General features: G+C 73.8%; 16 protein-coding genes. 10 read left to right on the top strand and 6 right to left on the bottom strand.

Translation table 11 applies throughout. The annotated features are described in order from the left end of the window. The first annotated feature begins 270 nt into the window (after positions 1–270). Genes ABZX30_RS36540 through hypE form a run of 6 tightly spaced genes read left to right on the top strand, consistent with a single transcriptional unit; the run spans position 271 to position 6,293 of the window. Positions 271–666: a hydrogenase maturation nickel metallochaperone HypA gene (locus ABZX30_RS36540; RefSeq protein WP_355942296.1), complete on the top strand. Its 396-nt coding sequence runs from the start codon at positions 271–273 to the stop codon at positions 664–666. A gap of 3 nt (positions 667–669) precedes the next feature. Then, the gene (hypB, locus tag ABZX30_RS36535; protein ID WP_355942293.1) at positions 670–1,413 is read left to right on the top strand and encodes a hydrogenase nickel incorporation protein HypB; all 744 of its coding nucleotides are present in this window, start codon (positions 670–672) and stop codon (positions 1,411–1,413) included. Then, on the top strand, positions 1,410–3,809 hold the full coding sequence (gene hypF / locus ABZX30_RS36530) for a carbamoyltransferase HypF (RefSeq protein ID WP_355942290.1): 2,400 nt from the start codon (positions 1,410–1,412) through the stop codon (positions 3,807–3,809). Before hypB ends, hypF begins: the two co-directional genes overlap by 4 nt. A 21-nt stretch (positions 3,810–3,830) precedes the next feature. Continuing rightward, positions 3,831–4,112, top strand: coding sequence for a HypC/HybG/HupF family hydrogenase formation chaperone (locus tag ABZX30_RS36525; protein WP_355942287.1), 282 nt, complete (start codon positions 3,831–3,833; stop codon positions 4,110–4,112). Beyond that, the gene (gene hypD / locus ABZX30_RS36520; RefSeq protein WP_355942285.1) at positions 4,109–5,233 is read left to right on the top strand and encodes a hydrogenase formation protein HypD; all 1,125 of its coding nucleotides are present in this window, start codon (positions 4,109–4,111) and stop codon (positions 5,231–5,233) included. The genes ABZX30_RS36525 and hypD overlap by 4 nt, the downstream gene beginning before the upstream one ends. Next, a complete protein-coding gene (hypE, locus tag ABZX30_RS36515; RefSeq protein ID WP_355942282.1) occupies positions 5,226–6,293 on the top strand; it encodes a hydrogenase expression/formation protein HypE in 1,068 nt (355 codons plus the stop codon). Before hypD ends, hypE begins: the two co-directional genes overlap by 8 nt. Positions 6,294–6,361: 68 nt before the next feature. On the opposite strand, the gene ABZX30_RS36510 is transcribed toward hypE, so the two are convergent. Further along, positions 6,362–6,817, bottom strand: coding sequence for a hypothetical protein (locus ABZX30_RS36510; protein ID WP_355942300.1), 456 nt, complete (start codon positions 6,815–6,817; stop codon positions 6,362–6,364). 156 nt (positions 6,818–6,973) lie between these two features. Further along, positions 6,974–8,101, bottom strand: coding sequence for a PP2C family protein-serine/threonine phosphatase (locus ABZX30_RS36505; protein ID WP_355942280.1), 1,128 nt, complete (start codon positions 8,099–8,101; stop codon positions 6,974–6,976). Between the two features lie 148 nt (positions 8,102–8,249). Here ABZX30_RS36505 and ABZX30_RS36500 point away from each other — a divergent pair, with 148 nt between their 5' ends. Next, positions 8,250–8,528 (top strand): GlsB/YeaQ/YmgE family stress response membrane protein, encoded by a 279-nt coding sequence (locus ABZX30_RS36500; RefSeq protein WP_355942277.1) that lies wholly within the window; start codon positions 8,250–8,252, stop codon positions 8,526–8,528. Positions 8,529–8,590: 62 nt separating this feature from the next. Here ABZX30_RS36500 and ABZX30_RS36495 read toward each other — a convergent pair whose 3' ends face one another. Together ABZX30_RS36495 and ABZX30_RS36490 are read right to left on the bottom strand one after the other, a co-directional pair. After that, positions 8,591–9,478 (bottom strand): Gfo/Idh/MocA family oxidoreductase, encoded by an 888-nt coding sequence (locus ABZX30_RS36495; protein ID WP_355942275.1) that lies wholly within the window; start codon positions 9,476–9,478, stop codon positions 8,591–8,593. 68 nt (positions 9,479–9,546) lie between these two features. After that, positions 9,547–9,768, bottom strand: coding sequence for a hypothetical protein (locus tag ABZX30_RS36490; RefSeq protein WP_355942273.1), 222 nt, complete (start codon positions 9,766–9,768; stop codon positions 9,547–9,549). Between the two features lie 225 nt (positions 9,769–9,993). Between ABZX30_RS36490 and ABZX30_RS36485 the strand changes: the two genes are divergently transcribed. Together ABZX30_RS36485 and ABZX30_RS36480 are read left to right on the top strand one after the other, a co-directional pair. Further along, the gene (locus ABZX30_RS36485) at positions 9,994–10,245 is read left to right on the top strand and encodes a DUF5133 domain-containing protein (protein WP_355942298.1); all 252 of its coding nucleotides are present in this window, start codon (positions 9,994–9,996) and stop codon (positions 10,243–10,245) included. Positions 10,246–10,336: 91 nt separating this feature from the next. Further along, positions 10,337–10,558, top strand: coding sequence for a hypothetical protein (locus ABZX30_RS36480; protein ID WP_355942270.1), 222 nt, complete (start codon positions 10,337–10,339; stop codon positions 10,556–10,558). A 24-nt stretch (positions 10,559–10,582) separates the two neighbouring features. On the opposite strand, the gene tgmB is transcribed toward ABZX30_RS36480, so the two are convergent. Together tgmB and tgmA are read right to left on the bottom strand one after the other, a co-directional pair. Continuing rightward, positions 10,583–11,566 carry an ATP-grasp ribosomal peptide maturase gene (gene tgmB / locus ABZX30_RS36475; protein WP_355942267.1) on the bottom strand — a complete coding sequence of 328 codons (984 nt, stop codon included), beginning with the start codon at positions 11,564–11,566 and terminating at the stop codon, positions 10,583–10,585. Between the two features lie 13 nt (positions 11,567–11,579). Next, a complete protein-coding gene (gene tgmA, locus ABZX30_RS36470; protein WP_355942264.1) occupies positions 11,580–11,771 on the bottom strand; it encodes a putative ATP-grasp-modified RiPP in 192 nt (63 codons plus the stop codon). A 165-nt stretch (positions 11,772–11,936) separates the two neighbouring features. On the opposite strand from tgmA, the gene ABZX30_RS36465 reads away from it, so the two are divergent. Beyond that, a partial coding sequence (locus ABZX30_RS36465; RefSeq protein WP_355942261.1) for a helix-turn-helix transcriptional regulator occupies positions 11,937–12,379 on the top strand: 443 nt, incomplete at its 3' end.

The following is a 12,379-nucleotide window of genomic DNA, read 5'->3' as shown; positions in this document are numbered from 1 at the left end:
GGCTGCCGGCCGGGAACTGCTGCGGCCCGCGGACTGACCTCCCGCGCCTCCCGCCGGCCGCCGCCCAGTACCCCCGCGAAGAGCACGAGGCCGCACCGCCGTCGGGCGCCCGCCGGTACCGCGTCGGAATGCCGTTGCGGCAAAAGGCGGACGGCCGGGGACGGTGACGGCGCGCCGGTCCGGGGCCTGTCGGTGCCCTGCCTCTAATGGGACTCCGCGGCCCGCGCAGGACGGCCCGCGCAGGAGACGGCCCGCCGGGGACGGAGGCAGATGCACGAGATGTCCATCGCGCTCGCGGTGATCGCAGAGGTGGCCGAGGCGGCCGAACGGGCCGGTGACGTCACCGCGGTGCGATCGGTGCGGCTCGAGGTGGGCGAACTCGCCGGTGTCGTCCCCGACGCCCTGGCCTTCTCCTTCGAACTGGCCTGCGCCGGGACCGTCCTGGAGGGCGCCGGACTCGTCGTCGACACGCTGCCGGGCCGGGCCCGCTGCGGGCCGTGCGCGCACGAATGGGCCGTCGGGATGCCACCCCTGCTGAACTGCCCGCGATGCGACGGCGGGTCCACCGAGCTGCTGTCCGGCCGTGAGCTGCGCATCGCCGACGTGCGCTGGGAGACCGGGCCGCTGCCCGAGGCCACCCGCGAACCGATCCTCGAGGAGCGCTGAACCATGTGCCGTGTGGTCGACCTGCAACAGGCCGTGCTCGCCCGCAACGACGAGGCCGCGCGCACCCTGCGCGAGGAACTCGCGGCGCTGGGCACCACCGTCGTCAATCTGCTCTCCAGCCCGGGCAGCGGCAAGACCGCGCTGCTCGAGCACGAACTCACCCTGGCCCGGCAGCGGTCCGTGCCGGTAGCGGCGCTGACCGCCGACCTCGCCACCGAGAACGACGCGGCCCGCCTGGCCCGTTCGGGTGTCCCGGTCAAGCAGATCCTCACCGACGGTCTGTGCCATCTGGAGGCCGCGATGCTCGCCCGGCACCTCCAGGGCTGGCTTCCCGACCCCACCCGGCTGCTGTTCGTGGAGAACGTCGGCAATCTCGTCTGCCCGGCCTCCTACGACCTCGGGGAGACGCTGCGGGTCGTCCTCGCCTCGGTGACGGAGGGCGAGGACAAGCCCCTGAAGTACCCCACCGCGTTCGGTCTCGCCCACCTGGTGGTCGTCACCAAGACCGACATCGCCGAGGCCGTCGGTTTCGACGAGGCGCAGTTCCGCGCCAACGTCGAGCGGGTCAATCCCGGGGTGGAGGTGCTGCTCACCTCGGTGCGCCGCGCCGAGGGGGGCGGCGCCCTGCTGGACCGGGCGCTGGCGGCGGCGGACGGCGCGCTGCTGCACAGCCCCGTCATGGGCCGTCCCCGGCACGAGCACACCACCCCCGCCAGCGTCACCGCCGTCGTCCCGTCCGGCTCGTGAGCATCCTGCCCCCGCCGGCCGGGACCGGCCTGCGCACCGCGCTGCGCCGCCGGATCACCGTGCGGGGCGTGGTGCAGGGCGTCGGCTTCCGGCCGTACGTGCACTCTCTCGCCACCTCCCTCGAGCTGACCGGACACGTGACCAACACGCCGGAGGGCGTCGTCGCGGAGGTCGAGGGCGCGCCGGAGGCGGTGGCCCGGTTCTGCGCCCGCATCGCGCGGGACGCGCCGCCCCTGGCCCGCGTCGACGCGGTCGACCAGCAGGAGGTGCCCGCCACCGGTTCCGCCGTGTTCACCATCCTGGCCTCCCGGGCCGACGGCCCGGCCCGCACCCTGGTTCCGCCGGACACCGCGACCTGCGCCGCCTGCCTGCGGGAGCTGGCGGATCCCGCCGACCGGCGCCATCGCCACCCGTTCGTGAACTGCACCCACTGCGGACCGCGGTTCACGATCGTCACCGGCCTGCCCTACGACCGGGCGGCCACCACGATGGCCGGGTTCCCGATGTGCCCCGACTGCTCCCGCGAGTACGCCGACCCCGCCGACCGCCGCTTCCACGCCCAGCCGGTCGCCTGTCCGGCCTGCGGCCCACGCCTGCGCCTGCTCGCCGCGGCGGAGCCCGGCGCGACACCGCGGGACACCGGCGCGGCGGACCCGGCCGCCGCCGCCCGGACCCTGCTGGCCGCCGGCGCGATCGTCGCCGTGAAGGGGCTCGGCGGCTACCACCTGGCGTGCGACGCCACCGACCCCGACGCGGTCGCGCTGCTCCGCCGCCGCAAGGCCCGCGGGGCCAAGCCGTTCGCCCTCATGGCCAGGGGCGCCGCCGACGTCGAGCACCTCGTCCGGCTCGGCCCCGAGGAACACGCCCTGCTCAGCGGCCCCGCCCGGCCCATCGTGCTGCTGCGCCGCCACGACCCCGGCGGGGACGCCGCACACCTCCGCCCGGCCCCGGCCGTCGCCCCCGGCAGCCCCGACCTCGGTGTCATGCTGCCGTACACCCCCGTCCACCACCTCCTGCTCGGTCTGCCCAGGGACGCCGAAGGGCCCCGCCTGCTGGTCATGACCAGCGGCAACGTCTCCGGTGAACCGATCGTCACCGACGACGCGGAGGCGCTCGTGCGGCTGGCGCACCTGGCGGACGCCTGGCTCACCCACGACCGGCCGATCCACGTGCCGTGCGACGACTCCGTGGTCCGCGTGTGCGACGGCAGACCCCTCCTGGTACGCCGGGCCCGCGGCTACGCGCCCGTGCCGCTGGACCTGCCGGTCCCCGTCCGCCCGGCGCTCGCCGTCGGCGGCGACCTCAAGAACGCCTTCTGCCTGGGTGAGGGCCGCCGCGCCTGGCTGTCTGCGCACATCGGCGACATGGACGACCTCGCCACCCAACGCGCCTTCGCCCGGGCCGTGACCCAGCTGGAGTCCATCACCCCGGTCCGGCCCGAGCTGCTGGCGGCCGACCGGCACCCCGGCTACCGCTCCGCCGGGTGGGCCGAGCGGAACGCGGCGGGCCGCACCGTGGTCCGGGTCCAGCACCACCACGCGCACATCGCCGCCGCGATGGCCGAGAACGGTCTGGACGGCAGCCGTCCGGTGCTCGGCGTCGCCTTCGACGGCACGGGCTACGGCGACGACGGGGCGGTGTGGGGCGGGGAGTTCCTGCTCGCCGACTACGCCGGCTACACCCGGTTCGCCCACCTCGCCTACGTGCCCCTGCCCGGCGGCGACGCCGCGGTGCACCGGCCCTACCGCATGGCCCTCGCCCATCTGCGCGCGGCCGGACTCGACTGGTCCGCCGGCCTGCCTTGCGTGGCCACCTGCCCGCGCGACGAGATGGCCGTGCTCGCGCGGCAGCTGGAGCGGAACCTCCACTGCGTGCCCACCTCCAGCATGGGACGGCTCTTCGACGCGGTGTCGTCCCTCGCCGGGGTGTGCCACCGGGCGGGATACGAAGCACAGGCGGCCGTAGAGCTGGAGGCAGCCGCGCTCGGGGCCTCCCGCGGGGACGGCGGAGCCTACGCCTTCGGTCTGCCGGAGCAGCCCGACGAGGGCCCGCTGCGGGCCGATCCGGCACCCGTCCTCGCGGCGATCGTGGACGACCTGGCGGCGGGCGTGCCGGCGGCGGTGATCGCGGCCCGGTTCCACCGGGGCGCGGCCGGCCTGGTCCACCGGCTCTGCGTACGCGCGCGGGAGCGGCACGGAGTGGACACGATCGCCCTCACCGGGGGCGTGTTCCTCAACTCCGTGCTCTCCTCGGCCTGCGCCGCGGCCCTGGACGGGGACGGCTTCACGGTGCTGCGCCACCACCTGGTCCCGCCGGGCGACGGCGGCCTGGCCCTCGGCCAGCTCGTGGTGGCCGCCCGCGCCGTCCCCGAAGCCTGCGACCGACCCCACAGCTGACCCCACAGCGAGGAGAAGCCCATGTGCCTTGCCGTACCCGGCAGAGTGCTGGACATCCAGGAACGCGACGGCACCCGGATGGCCGCCGTCGACTTCGGCGGCGTCGTGAAGGACGTGTGCCTCGAGTACCTGCCCGACCTCCAGGTCGGTGAGTACGCCATCGTGCACGTCGGATTCGCGCTGCAGCGCCTCGACGAGGAGTCGGCCCGGCAGACGCTCGAACTCTTCGCCGAACTCGGCATGCTCGAGGAGGAGTTCGCAGACCCCTGGAAAGCGGCCGCGGGCGAGGAGGCCCAGAAGTGAAGTACATCGACGAGTTCCAGGACCCCGAGCTGGCGCGCCGGCTGCTGGACGAGATCCACGCCACGGTGACCCGGCCCTGGGCGCTCATGGAGGTCTGCGGCGGGCAGACCCACTCCATCATCCGCCACGGCATCGACCAGCTCCTCCCCGAACAGGTCGAGCTGATCCACGGCCCGGGCTGCCCGGTGTGCGTGACCCCGCTGGAGGTCATCGACAAGGCCTTGGAGATCGCCTCCCGCCCCGAGGTGATCTTCTGCTCCTTCGGTGACATGCTGCGGGTGCCCGGCACCGGGCGCGACCTGTTCCAGGTACGCGGTCAGGGCGGGGACGTCCGGGTGGTGTACTCGCCGCTGGACGCCCTGCGGATCGCCGAGGAGCACCCGGACCGCCAGGTGGTGTTCTTCGGCATCGGCTTCGAGACGACCGCGCCCCCGAACGCGATGACCGTCCACCAGGCACGCAGGCTGGGCATCCGCAACTTCAGCCTGCTGGTCTCGCACGTCCGCGTCCCGCCCGCCATCGAGGCGATCATGCGCTCCCCGGACTGCCGGGTGCAGGGCTTCCTGGCCGCCGGGCACGTGTGCACCGTCATGGGCGTCGACGAGTACCCGGAGCTGGCCGAGCGGCACCGTGTCCCGATCGTGGTGACCGGCTTCGAACCCCTCGACATCCTCGAGGGTGTCCGCCGCACCGTGGCCCAGCTGGAACGCGGCGAACACCGCGTCGACAACGCCTACGCCCGGGCCGTCCGGGCCGGGGGCAACCCGGCCGCCCGCGCCATGCTCCAGGACGTCTTCGAGGTCACCGACCGGGCCTGGCGGGGCATCGGCGTGATCCCCGACAGCGGCTGGCGGCTGTCCGCCAGATACCGCGAGTACGACGCCGAGTTCCGCTTCTCCGTCGAGGACATCCAGACCCGCGAGCCCGCCGAGTGCCGCAGCGGCGAGGTCCTGCAGGGCCTCATCAAGCCCTACGAGTGCGAGGCGTTCGGCACCCGCTGTACCCCGCGCTCCCCGCTCGGGGCCACCATGGTCTCCAGCGAGGGCGCCTGCGCCGCCTACTACCTCTACCGGCGTCTTCGGACCACCCCCGCCGCCCGGGAGGCGAGCCCCGTTGGCTGACACCACCGACACCCTGGACCTGACCGGCTGGACCTGCCCGGCCCCGCTGCGCGACCAGCCCCGGATCGTCATGGGCCACGGCGGGGGCGGCACCCTGTCCGCCGAACTCGTCCAGCACGTCTTCGCGCCCGCCTTCGGCGGGGACACCCTGGCCCAGCTGGGCGACGCCGCCACCGTGTCCCTGGGCGGGGCCCGGCTGGCCTTCTCCACCGACTCCTTCGTGGTACGGCCGCTGTTCTTCCCCGGCGGCAGCATCGGCGACCTCGCCGTCAACGGCACCGTCAACGACCTCGCCATGAGCGGGGCCCGGGCCGCCTACCTCTCCTGCGGGTTCATCCTGGAGGAGGGCGTGGAGCTGGAGACCGTCGCGCGGGTGGCCGAGGCGCTCGGCACGGCCGCGCGGGCGGCGGGCGTCGAGGTGGCCACGGGCGACACCAAGGTCGTCCAGGCCGGTCACGGCGACGGGATCTACGTCAACACCGCCGGGATCGGTCTCGTACCCGCCGGAGTAGACCTGCGCCCGCAGCGGGTCGTGCCCGGTGACGTGGTGATCGTCAGCGGCCCCCTCGGCTTGCACGGCGTGGCCGTCATGAGCGTGCGCGAGGGGCTGGAGTTCGGGGTGGAGATCGTCAGCGACTGCGCGCCGCTGGGCTCTCTGGTCGCGGCCATGCTCGCCGTCACCCCGGACCTGCACGCGCTGCGCGACCCCACCCGCGGCGGTCTGGCGGCCTGTCTCAACGAGATCGCGGCCGCCTCCGGCACGGGGATCGTCCTCACCGAACGCGAGGTCCCGGTCCCGCCCGCGGTGGCCAACGCCTGCGCGGTCCTCGGCCTCGACCCCTTCTACGTCGCCAACGAGGGCAAACTGGTGGCCTTCGTGCCGCGCGAGCACGCCGATGCCGTCCTGGCCGCGATGCGGGCCCATCCGCTGGGCGCTCAGGCCGCGATCATCGGCGAGGCGGTGGCCGACCACCCCGCCATGGTGGTGGCCCGCACGGGGCTGGGCGGCACCCGGGTGGTCGACATGCCGCTCGGGGAGCAACTGCCCCGGATCTGCTGACGCGTCCCGCAGGGCCCCGCGTGCGCTCACCCGTACGGCCCGTGCCCCGGTGGCTCGCCGCCGGCGGGTCAGCCGTCGTGCGGCGCAGCCAGGACGGCCAGGGTGCCGTTGGCCCGGCGCAGCGCCGGTTCCAGGGTGGCGGGGGAGTGCAGCGCGCCGGTGCCGTCGGGCGGGAGCAGCCACTCCAGAAACCGGGCGGCCCGGTACGGCGGGGGCACGGCCACCCAGGCGCCCCTGCCCGCGTACCGCACTCCGGAACCGATCCACCGCCCGGGCGGATCGGGTGGCAGGAAAAAGCCGACCCGGTGGGCCGCGGTGTCCACGAGGACGGGGCCGGGCACGGGCAGCACGGGCTGCCAGAGCAGATCCAGGGTGAGCAGACCCAGCCGCTCGGGGACGCTCAGCAGGTCCCAGAAACGTCCGGCCTCGAGCAGCACGACGCCGTCGCCGTGGTCCCACTGCCGCTTGCAGGCCCGGAGGTCCGGCGCGGCGGCGGCGAGCCACTCCACGCCCTGCGTCCACATCGTGTTCATGGCTGCTCCGGCTGGTGTCTGCGCTACGGGGTGACCGCACCCCACGTCGGCACGTGCACGCTGGTAGGTATTTCTGTGGGACGGAAGGGGTGGCGCAGCGTGGCGTTTCCGTGACCGCCGCGCAGCGACCGCCGTGACCCGGGTGACTCAGGAGGAGGGAGCGGCGTCCTCCGGCGGCACCGGCTCCGGTGTCAGCAGCAGCATCGTCGCGTCGTCCAGGACGACTCCGCAGTGCTGTACGAGATCCGCCCACACCCGGTCGGGCAGCCCGGCCGGCTCCCCTTCGGCGAGCGCGCCGAGCCGGTCGGCCAGCGGATAGAAGGTGCCGGCGGAGTCCCTGGCCTCCCAGACACCGTCCGAGGCCAGGAACAGGCGGTCACCGGGCCGCAGTTCCACCGTGGCCTCCTTGGGCGGATCCAGATCGGTCAGCCCCAGCCCGAGCGGAGCCCCCGGCACGACCTCCACCTCGCGGGCCCGCCCCGCGTGCAGCAGCAGCGGCGCCGGATGACCGCAGGCCACCAGGCGCACCGACCGGGCGTCGCAGGAGAACTCCAGCAGGACCGCGGTGGCGAACAGCTCGGCGTGCCGGACGGCCGCCGAATCCACCCTGAGCCTGCGGTCCAGCCGCGCGGCGACGGACTCCAGGTCGGGCTCGTCCAGCACCGCCTCGCGGAACGCCCCGAGCAGCGACACCACGGAGGGGACCGGCACCAGCCCGTGCCCCTGCACGTCGGCCATCACCGCCCGCACCCCGTGCGGGCTCGTCCGTACGTCGATGAAGTCCCCGCCGACCAGCGTGCCCTGCTGCGCCGCCCGGTACAGGCCCACGCACCCCACCGGCCCCACGCGCTCCGGCAGCGGGGGGACCACGGCCCGCTGCACGGCCTCGGCGACCGTCCGCTCGGTGACCAGCTGGGCGTCGCGGTGGCTGCGCACGTACGAGACGAACACACTGAGCAGGGAGACGAAGCAGATGGTGAGCAGGTCGGTGTCGCCCGGCCGGTCCAGGTTCGCGGCCGGGACGTTCAGCAGCCCGATGGCGAGACCGCCCAGCACGGCGGTCGCCAGCGGCCCGTACGACAGCACGGCCAGCGGGGGGATGGCCCCCAGCAGGAAGCCGATGTCCAGCGGGTGCGGACTGGCCACCGTGGCCGCCGTCACGACCGCGAGCAGCACCACGGGCAGCACCCGCACCCAGCGCGGCGGGGGCGCTCCCCGCAGCCAGCCGGGGCGCTCCGCGTACCGGCTCGACGGCCGGGCGCCCACCCTGCCCACATGCCCACGCTACGCCCGGCCGCCCGTTCGGGCCCGGGAAAGCGGCGGATGCCGTTCCGTTTCACGTTCCCACGAATCCGCAGGTTTGCCGACCCCGTCTCGGCACATCCGTAAGGTGCACGGTTTCCCAACGAATTGTGGAGGACAAGTGGGCATCATCGCCTGGATCCTGATAGGGCTGCTCGCCGGTGCCATCGCCAAGCTCCTGCTGCCGGGCAAGGACCCCGGTGGCATCATCATCACCATGCTGATCGGCATCGCCGGTGGTCTGCTGGGCGGCTGGCTGGGCAAGGTGATCTTCGGAGTCGACTCCGTGGACGGCTTCTTCGACCTGTCGACGTGGATCGCCGCGATCGTCGGCTCGCTGATCCTGCTGGTGCTGTACCGGCTCATCACCGGCAACCGGCACTCGCACCGGCACGCGTGACTCACGGTGGGTCAGGGCTCAGGACGCGGGCCCTGACGACCCGCCGCGACCAGTATGGGAACTCAGCGGTCCCGGTCGGGCAGGAGGGCGTGGGCCGCGGCGAGGATCTCGGTCAGACGCAGACCGAAACCGGCGTCGCACGCGTGGGGTCGACCCCTGCGGGCGGCGCCGGTCAGTGCGTCCACGGCCCGGCCGTAGGCGGCCAGGGCCCCTTCGGAACTCTCCGGAAGCGCGGTCACCCCGGTCGTCCCCCGCAGTTCGACGGTGACTCCGGCCGCCCCGGGCGGGGCGGTGAGGCTCAGCGTCAGTGTGCTGGAGGCGCCCCCGGCGTGCTCCAGGACCAGGTGGGTGGTGTCCCCGGGGCCGTACGCCGCGGCCGTCACGCGCCGTACGTCGCCGAGGACGGGCAGCAGCACGGACAGGGCGTGCGGGCCGACGTCCCACAGACCGCCCTTCTCCCGGCGCCACGGTGAGCCCGCGAACGGGCTGTCCGTCGTGAACACCGCGCCGAGCCAGTCCGCCCGGGCGGTGAACCAGCCCGCCCGGTCCGCCTGTTCGGCGATCCACGCCTCGGTCTCGGGCTGGAACCGGGTGGTGAGGAAGACCACCGAGGCGACCCCGGCCTCCCGTACCGCGTCGACCACGGCGCGGCCCCGCGGCACCGTCGCGGCCAGTGGCTTGTCCAGCAGCAGATGGCAGCCGGCGCGGGCCGCGCGCTCGGCGAGCGGGGCCTGGACGTCCGGTGGCAGGGCGATCGCGACGGCGTCCGCCTCGGCGAACAGGGCGTCGGCATCGTCGTAGGCGCGGATGCCGTGCCGTTCCGCCAGTTCGGCGGCGGCTTCCGCGCGCCGCCCCCACACGCCCACGAGCTCCACCTCCTGGTGTCCGCTGAGGGCCGGGGCGTGCACCATGCGGGCCCAGGGGCCGGTGCCGAGCAGTCCGATGCGCATCGCGCCAGCCTCGCACACTCCGGGTCCGGCGGGGAGAGGGCGGGGTGCCCGCCGGGGAACGCGGTGCGTCAGGCGGCCGGCCGCTGCGCCGCGGCCCGTCCGTCCTCGGTCGCCGTCCGCGCGTGGTCGGCGGCTCCGTCTCGCCGGCCGCCCCGGACCAGGCGCAGATGCCTCCGTCCGCCGGCATGCCGCGGCCCGTCCGGGGCGGAGCCGAGCAGGTGCTCCTCCACCCGGTCCATGACCACCAGCAGAGCGGCCAGCAGCGGCAGCAGCAGTACGGCGACGACCACGGCATCCCCTTGGTCGGACAACGCACTTCGGGTGCTCACCATCGGGTCGGGGATGCGCGCGCCGGGGGTGAAGGAACGGTGACGATCCCTCCCGCCGGTCCGGCGGTCAGCCGAAGACGGCCGGGCGACACGATCGCGTCATCTCCTCGGCGTGGCGCGTGAGACGGGCATGATCCGCGGCCTTACGGGCATACGGTGCACAAAACTCTAGAGAGGGGCACCTACGTGCTGGTCCCGGACCCGAAGGTCGTCAGGAAGCTGCTGACCCGCTACGCATCGCTGCGGATCGCTCAGGCCGAGCAGAACACACCGGCGGTGACACGGGAACTCGAGGACGTGAGTTACACGTTGTGCGTGATGATGGCGACGATGGACATCGGCGAGGCCATCGCCCGCGCGGACGCCCTGCTGCCGGCGAAGGGGCAGCGGCACGGAACGGACCAGGAAGGGGACAGCGGACTGTCCCTGGCCGTGTGACGGGGGAACCCGTACGTGGAATCGCCCGGATCCTTACACTCGTCAACCGTGCCCATGTCCATGGGCCGTTGTCGGAAAGGCATGTTGACGGGTGTTCCAGGATTCTCCCATTTACGACCGGCTTGTCGCGGAACGCGGCGACATACCCGCAGGGGTCCGCCAAGAGGCCGAGCGCCTGCGCAGGGAGCTGGAGGTCGTCATGCTGCCGCTGCGGTCGCAGGGCCATGTGTCCGGCCTCGGCCTTCCGCCGGCCGCGGCACCGGCCCCGGCGTGGGAGCGGATGCCGCAGCTGCCGGGTGCCGGAACATCCTGAGGCGTCGCGGCCTGCCGGGGGCGTTCAGCGGGCGGACCTCCTCGTCCCGTTCGCCGGTGCGCACGGTCCGGCGGCCCCGTACGTCAGCCAGTCGGCGATGCTGCGGGCGATCGGCTGGCCGGTGTCCATCTCCACGAAACCGAACTGCCCCGACTGGTTGCACTCCAGGAACCACCAGATCCCGTCGGCGTCCTCGGCGAAGTCGAAAGCTCCGTAGGCCAGTTCGGCGTCCTTCAGATATCTGTGCACGGCCTCCGCGACCCGCGGGGGCACGTCGACGGGGGCCCAGGGGCCGGCCGAGGGCGCGAAGCGGACGTCCACGTCGTCGGGGCCCGCGTCCGGGGCCACCGGCTTACGGGCGGCCAGCAGCCGTTCCCCGACGGCGGTGAGACGGATGTCCGCCCGCTTGGCGACCCGGCGTTGCAGCAGTGTGGGGCCGAAGGCGACGGCGGAGAAGTCGGTGTCCGGGGCGACCCGGCTGGTGGGCACCGCGCGCGGTGGTTCCTGCGGGTGCGCCCCGGAGACCGGCTTGACCACCAGGTCCGGGAAGCGTGCGGCGAACTCCCGGGCCGCCTGCGGGAACGTGGTGATCAGCGTGGCCGGCACGGCGAGCCCGCTGCGCTGGGCGGTCCGCAGCTGCCACGGCTTGTGACGGGCCCGGCGGGCGGCGTCGGGATGGTTCATCCAGCGGGCGTCCGTCGAGCGCAGCATGCCGTACAGCGCCTGGGAGGACTCCTCCGTCAGCCAGTCGGACGGCTGGGCGGCGTGGGCGGCGGCTGCTCCCGGCCTGCGCACCCAGACGGAGCGCAGGCCGCTCATGCCGACCAGCCGTCCGCCGACGGACAGGTGTCCGCGGCAGCCGCCGTGCACGTACTCGCCCGACAGGGCGACGCCACGGGTCAGGTCGGCGGGATCGAACCGGACTACGGGGACGCCCGACTCGTTGAGCCGGAGGACCACCATGTCGGCGGTCACGTCCTCCTGGTTGGTCAGGATGAGCACGGTCATCTCGCGGCCCGGATCAGTCGTCGAAGTGCGTCTTGGAGCCGGCGGTGGAGGTCGTGGTCCCCAGCGCTCTGAGCGTCGCGTGGTCGGTGGCGGCGATCCGCCCGTCGGGGAAGACGTTCAACTGCAGTCCGGAGTCGTACGAGTACGGAGTGGTGACGTCCAACTGCACAGCTGGGCGCGCGTAGTTGAGCGTGAACGGTTGCATGGTCTCTCCCTGTATCGGCTTCCACCCCCTTATACGAATCGAACGGGTGGTTGGTTTCCTTACTCTCCGTGATCGTTGCCGGAAGCTGGGAAAACTGCGGAATGTTGTGGCGTGAGTGCTGAGATAGCATCCGGCAGGGCGCCAGGGAGAAGGACGGATGGGGAAATGACGGACCAGCCCGATGAGCTGTTCGCGGCGGTCGACTCGCTGCTCGCCGCCGTCGACGGCGGCACTGTGCTGCCCGTCCCGGCGGAGCGGACGCGGCTGCGTGAGGCGGCCGGGCTGACCCGGGCCGCCGTGGCCCAGGCCCTCGGTGTACGCGTGCCCAGCATCGAGGCGTGGGAGGCGGGCCGCGCCGAGCCCAGGGGAGAGCGCCTGGAGGCCTACCGCAGGCTCCTCGCCGGCCTCGCCGACCGCTGTCCGGCCGCCGACCGCTCTCCGGCCGCCGGCCGGGGCGACGGGGAGCGAGCCGCTCGTGACGCTCCGCTGTCGTCGGCCGGGCAGGCGGCCGTGGTGCGCGTTGATGGTGTTGCGCCGGGCTGCCGCCCACTCGTCCTCGGTGAGCAGAGCCCGGATCTGTTCGCGGCCGGAGACCAAGTCCAAGAAGA

The organism is Streptomyces sp. NPDC004542, from assembly GCF_040610035.1.
GTDB lineage: Bacteria > Actinomycetota > Actinomycetes > Streptomycetales > Streptomycetaceae > Streptomyces.
Note: the sequence above shows the minus strand (reverse complement) of the source record. Positions and strands in the feature narration are given on the sequence as shown.

Coding starts and splice junctions, on each gene's coding strand:
- ABZX30_RS36540 (WP_355942296.1), top strand. CDS start 271: ATGCACGAGATGTCCATCGCGCTCGCGGTGATCGCAGAGGTGGCCGAG.
- hypB (WP_355942293.1), top strand. CDS start 670: ATGTGCCGTGTGGTCGACCTGCAACAGGCCGTGCTCGCCCGCAACGAC.
- ABZX30_RS36525 (WP_355942287.1), top strand. CDS start 3,831: ATGTGCCTTGCCGTACCCGGCAGAGTGCTGGACATCCAGGAACGCGAC.
- ABZX30_RS36510 (WP_355942300.1), bottom strand. CDS start 6,817: ATGTGGACGCAGGGCGTGGAGTGGCTCGCCGCCGCCGCGCCGGACCTC.
- ABZX30_RS36495 (WP_355942275.1), bottom strand. CDS start 9,478: ATGCGCATCGGACTGCTCGGCACCGGCCCCTGGGCCCGCATGGTGCAC.
- tgmB (WP_355942267.1), bottom strand. CDS start 11,566: ATGACCGTGCTCATCCTGACCAACCAGGAGGACGTGACCGCCGACATG.
- tgmA (WP_355942264.1), bottom strand. CDS start 11,771: ATGCAACCGTTCACGCTCAACTACGCGCGCCCAGCTGTGCAGTTGGAC.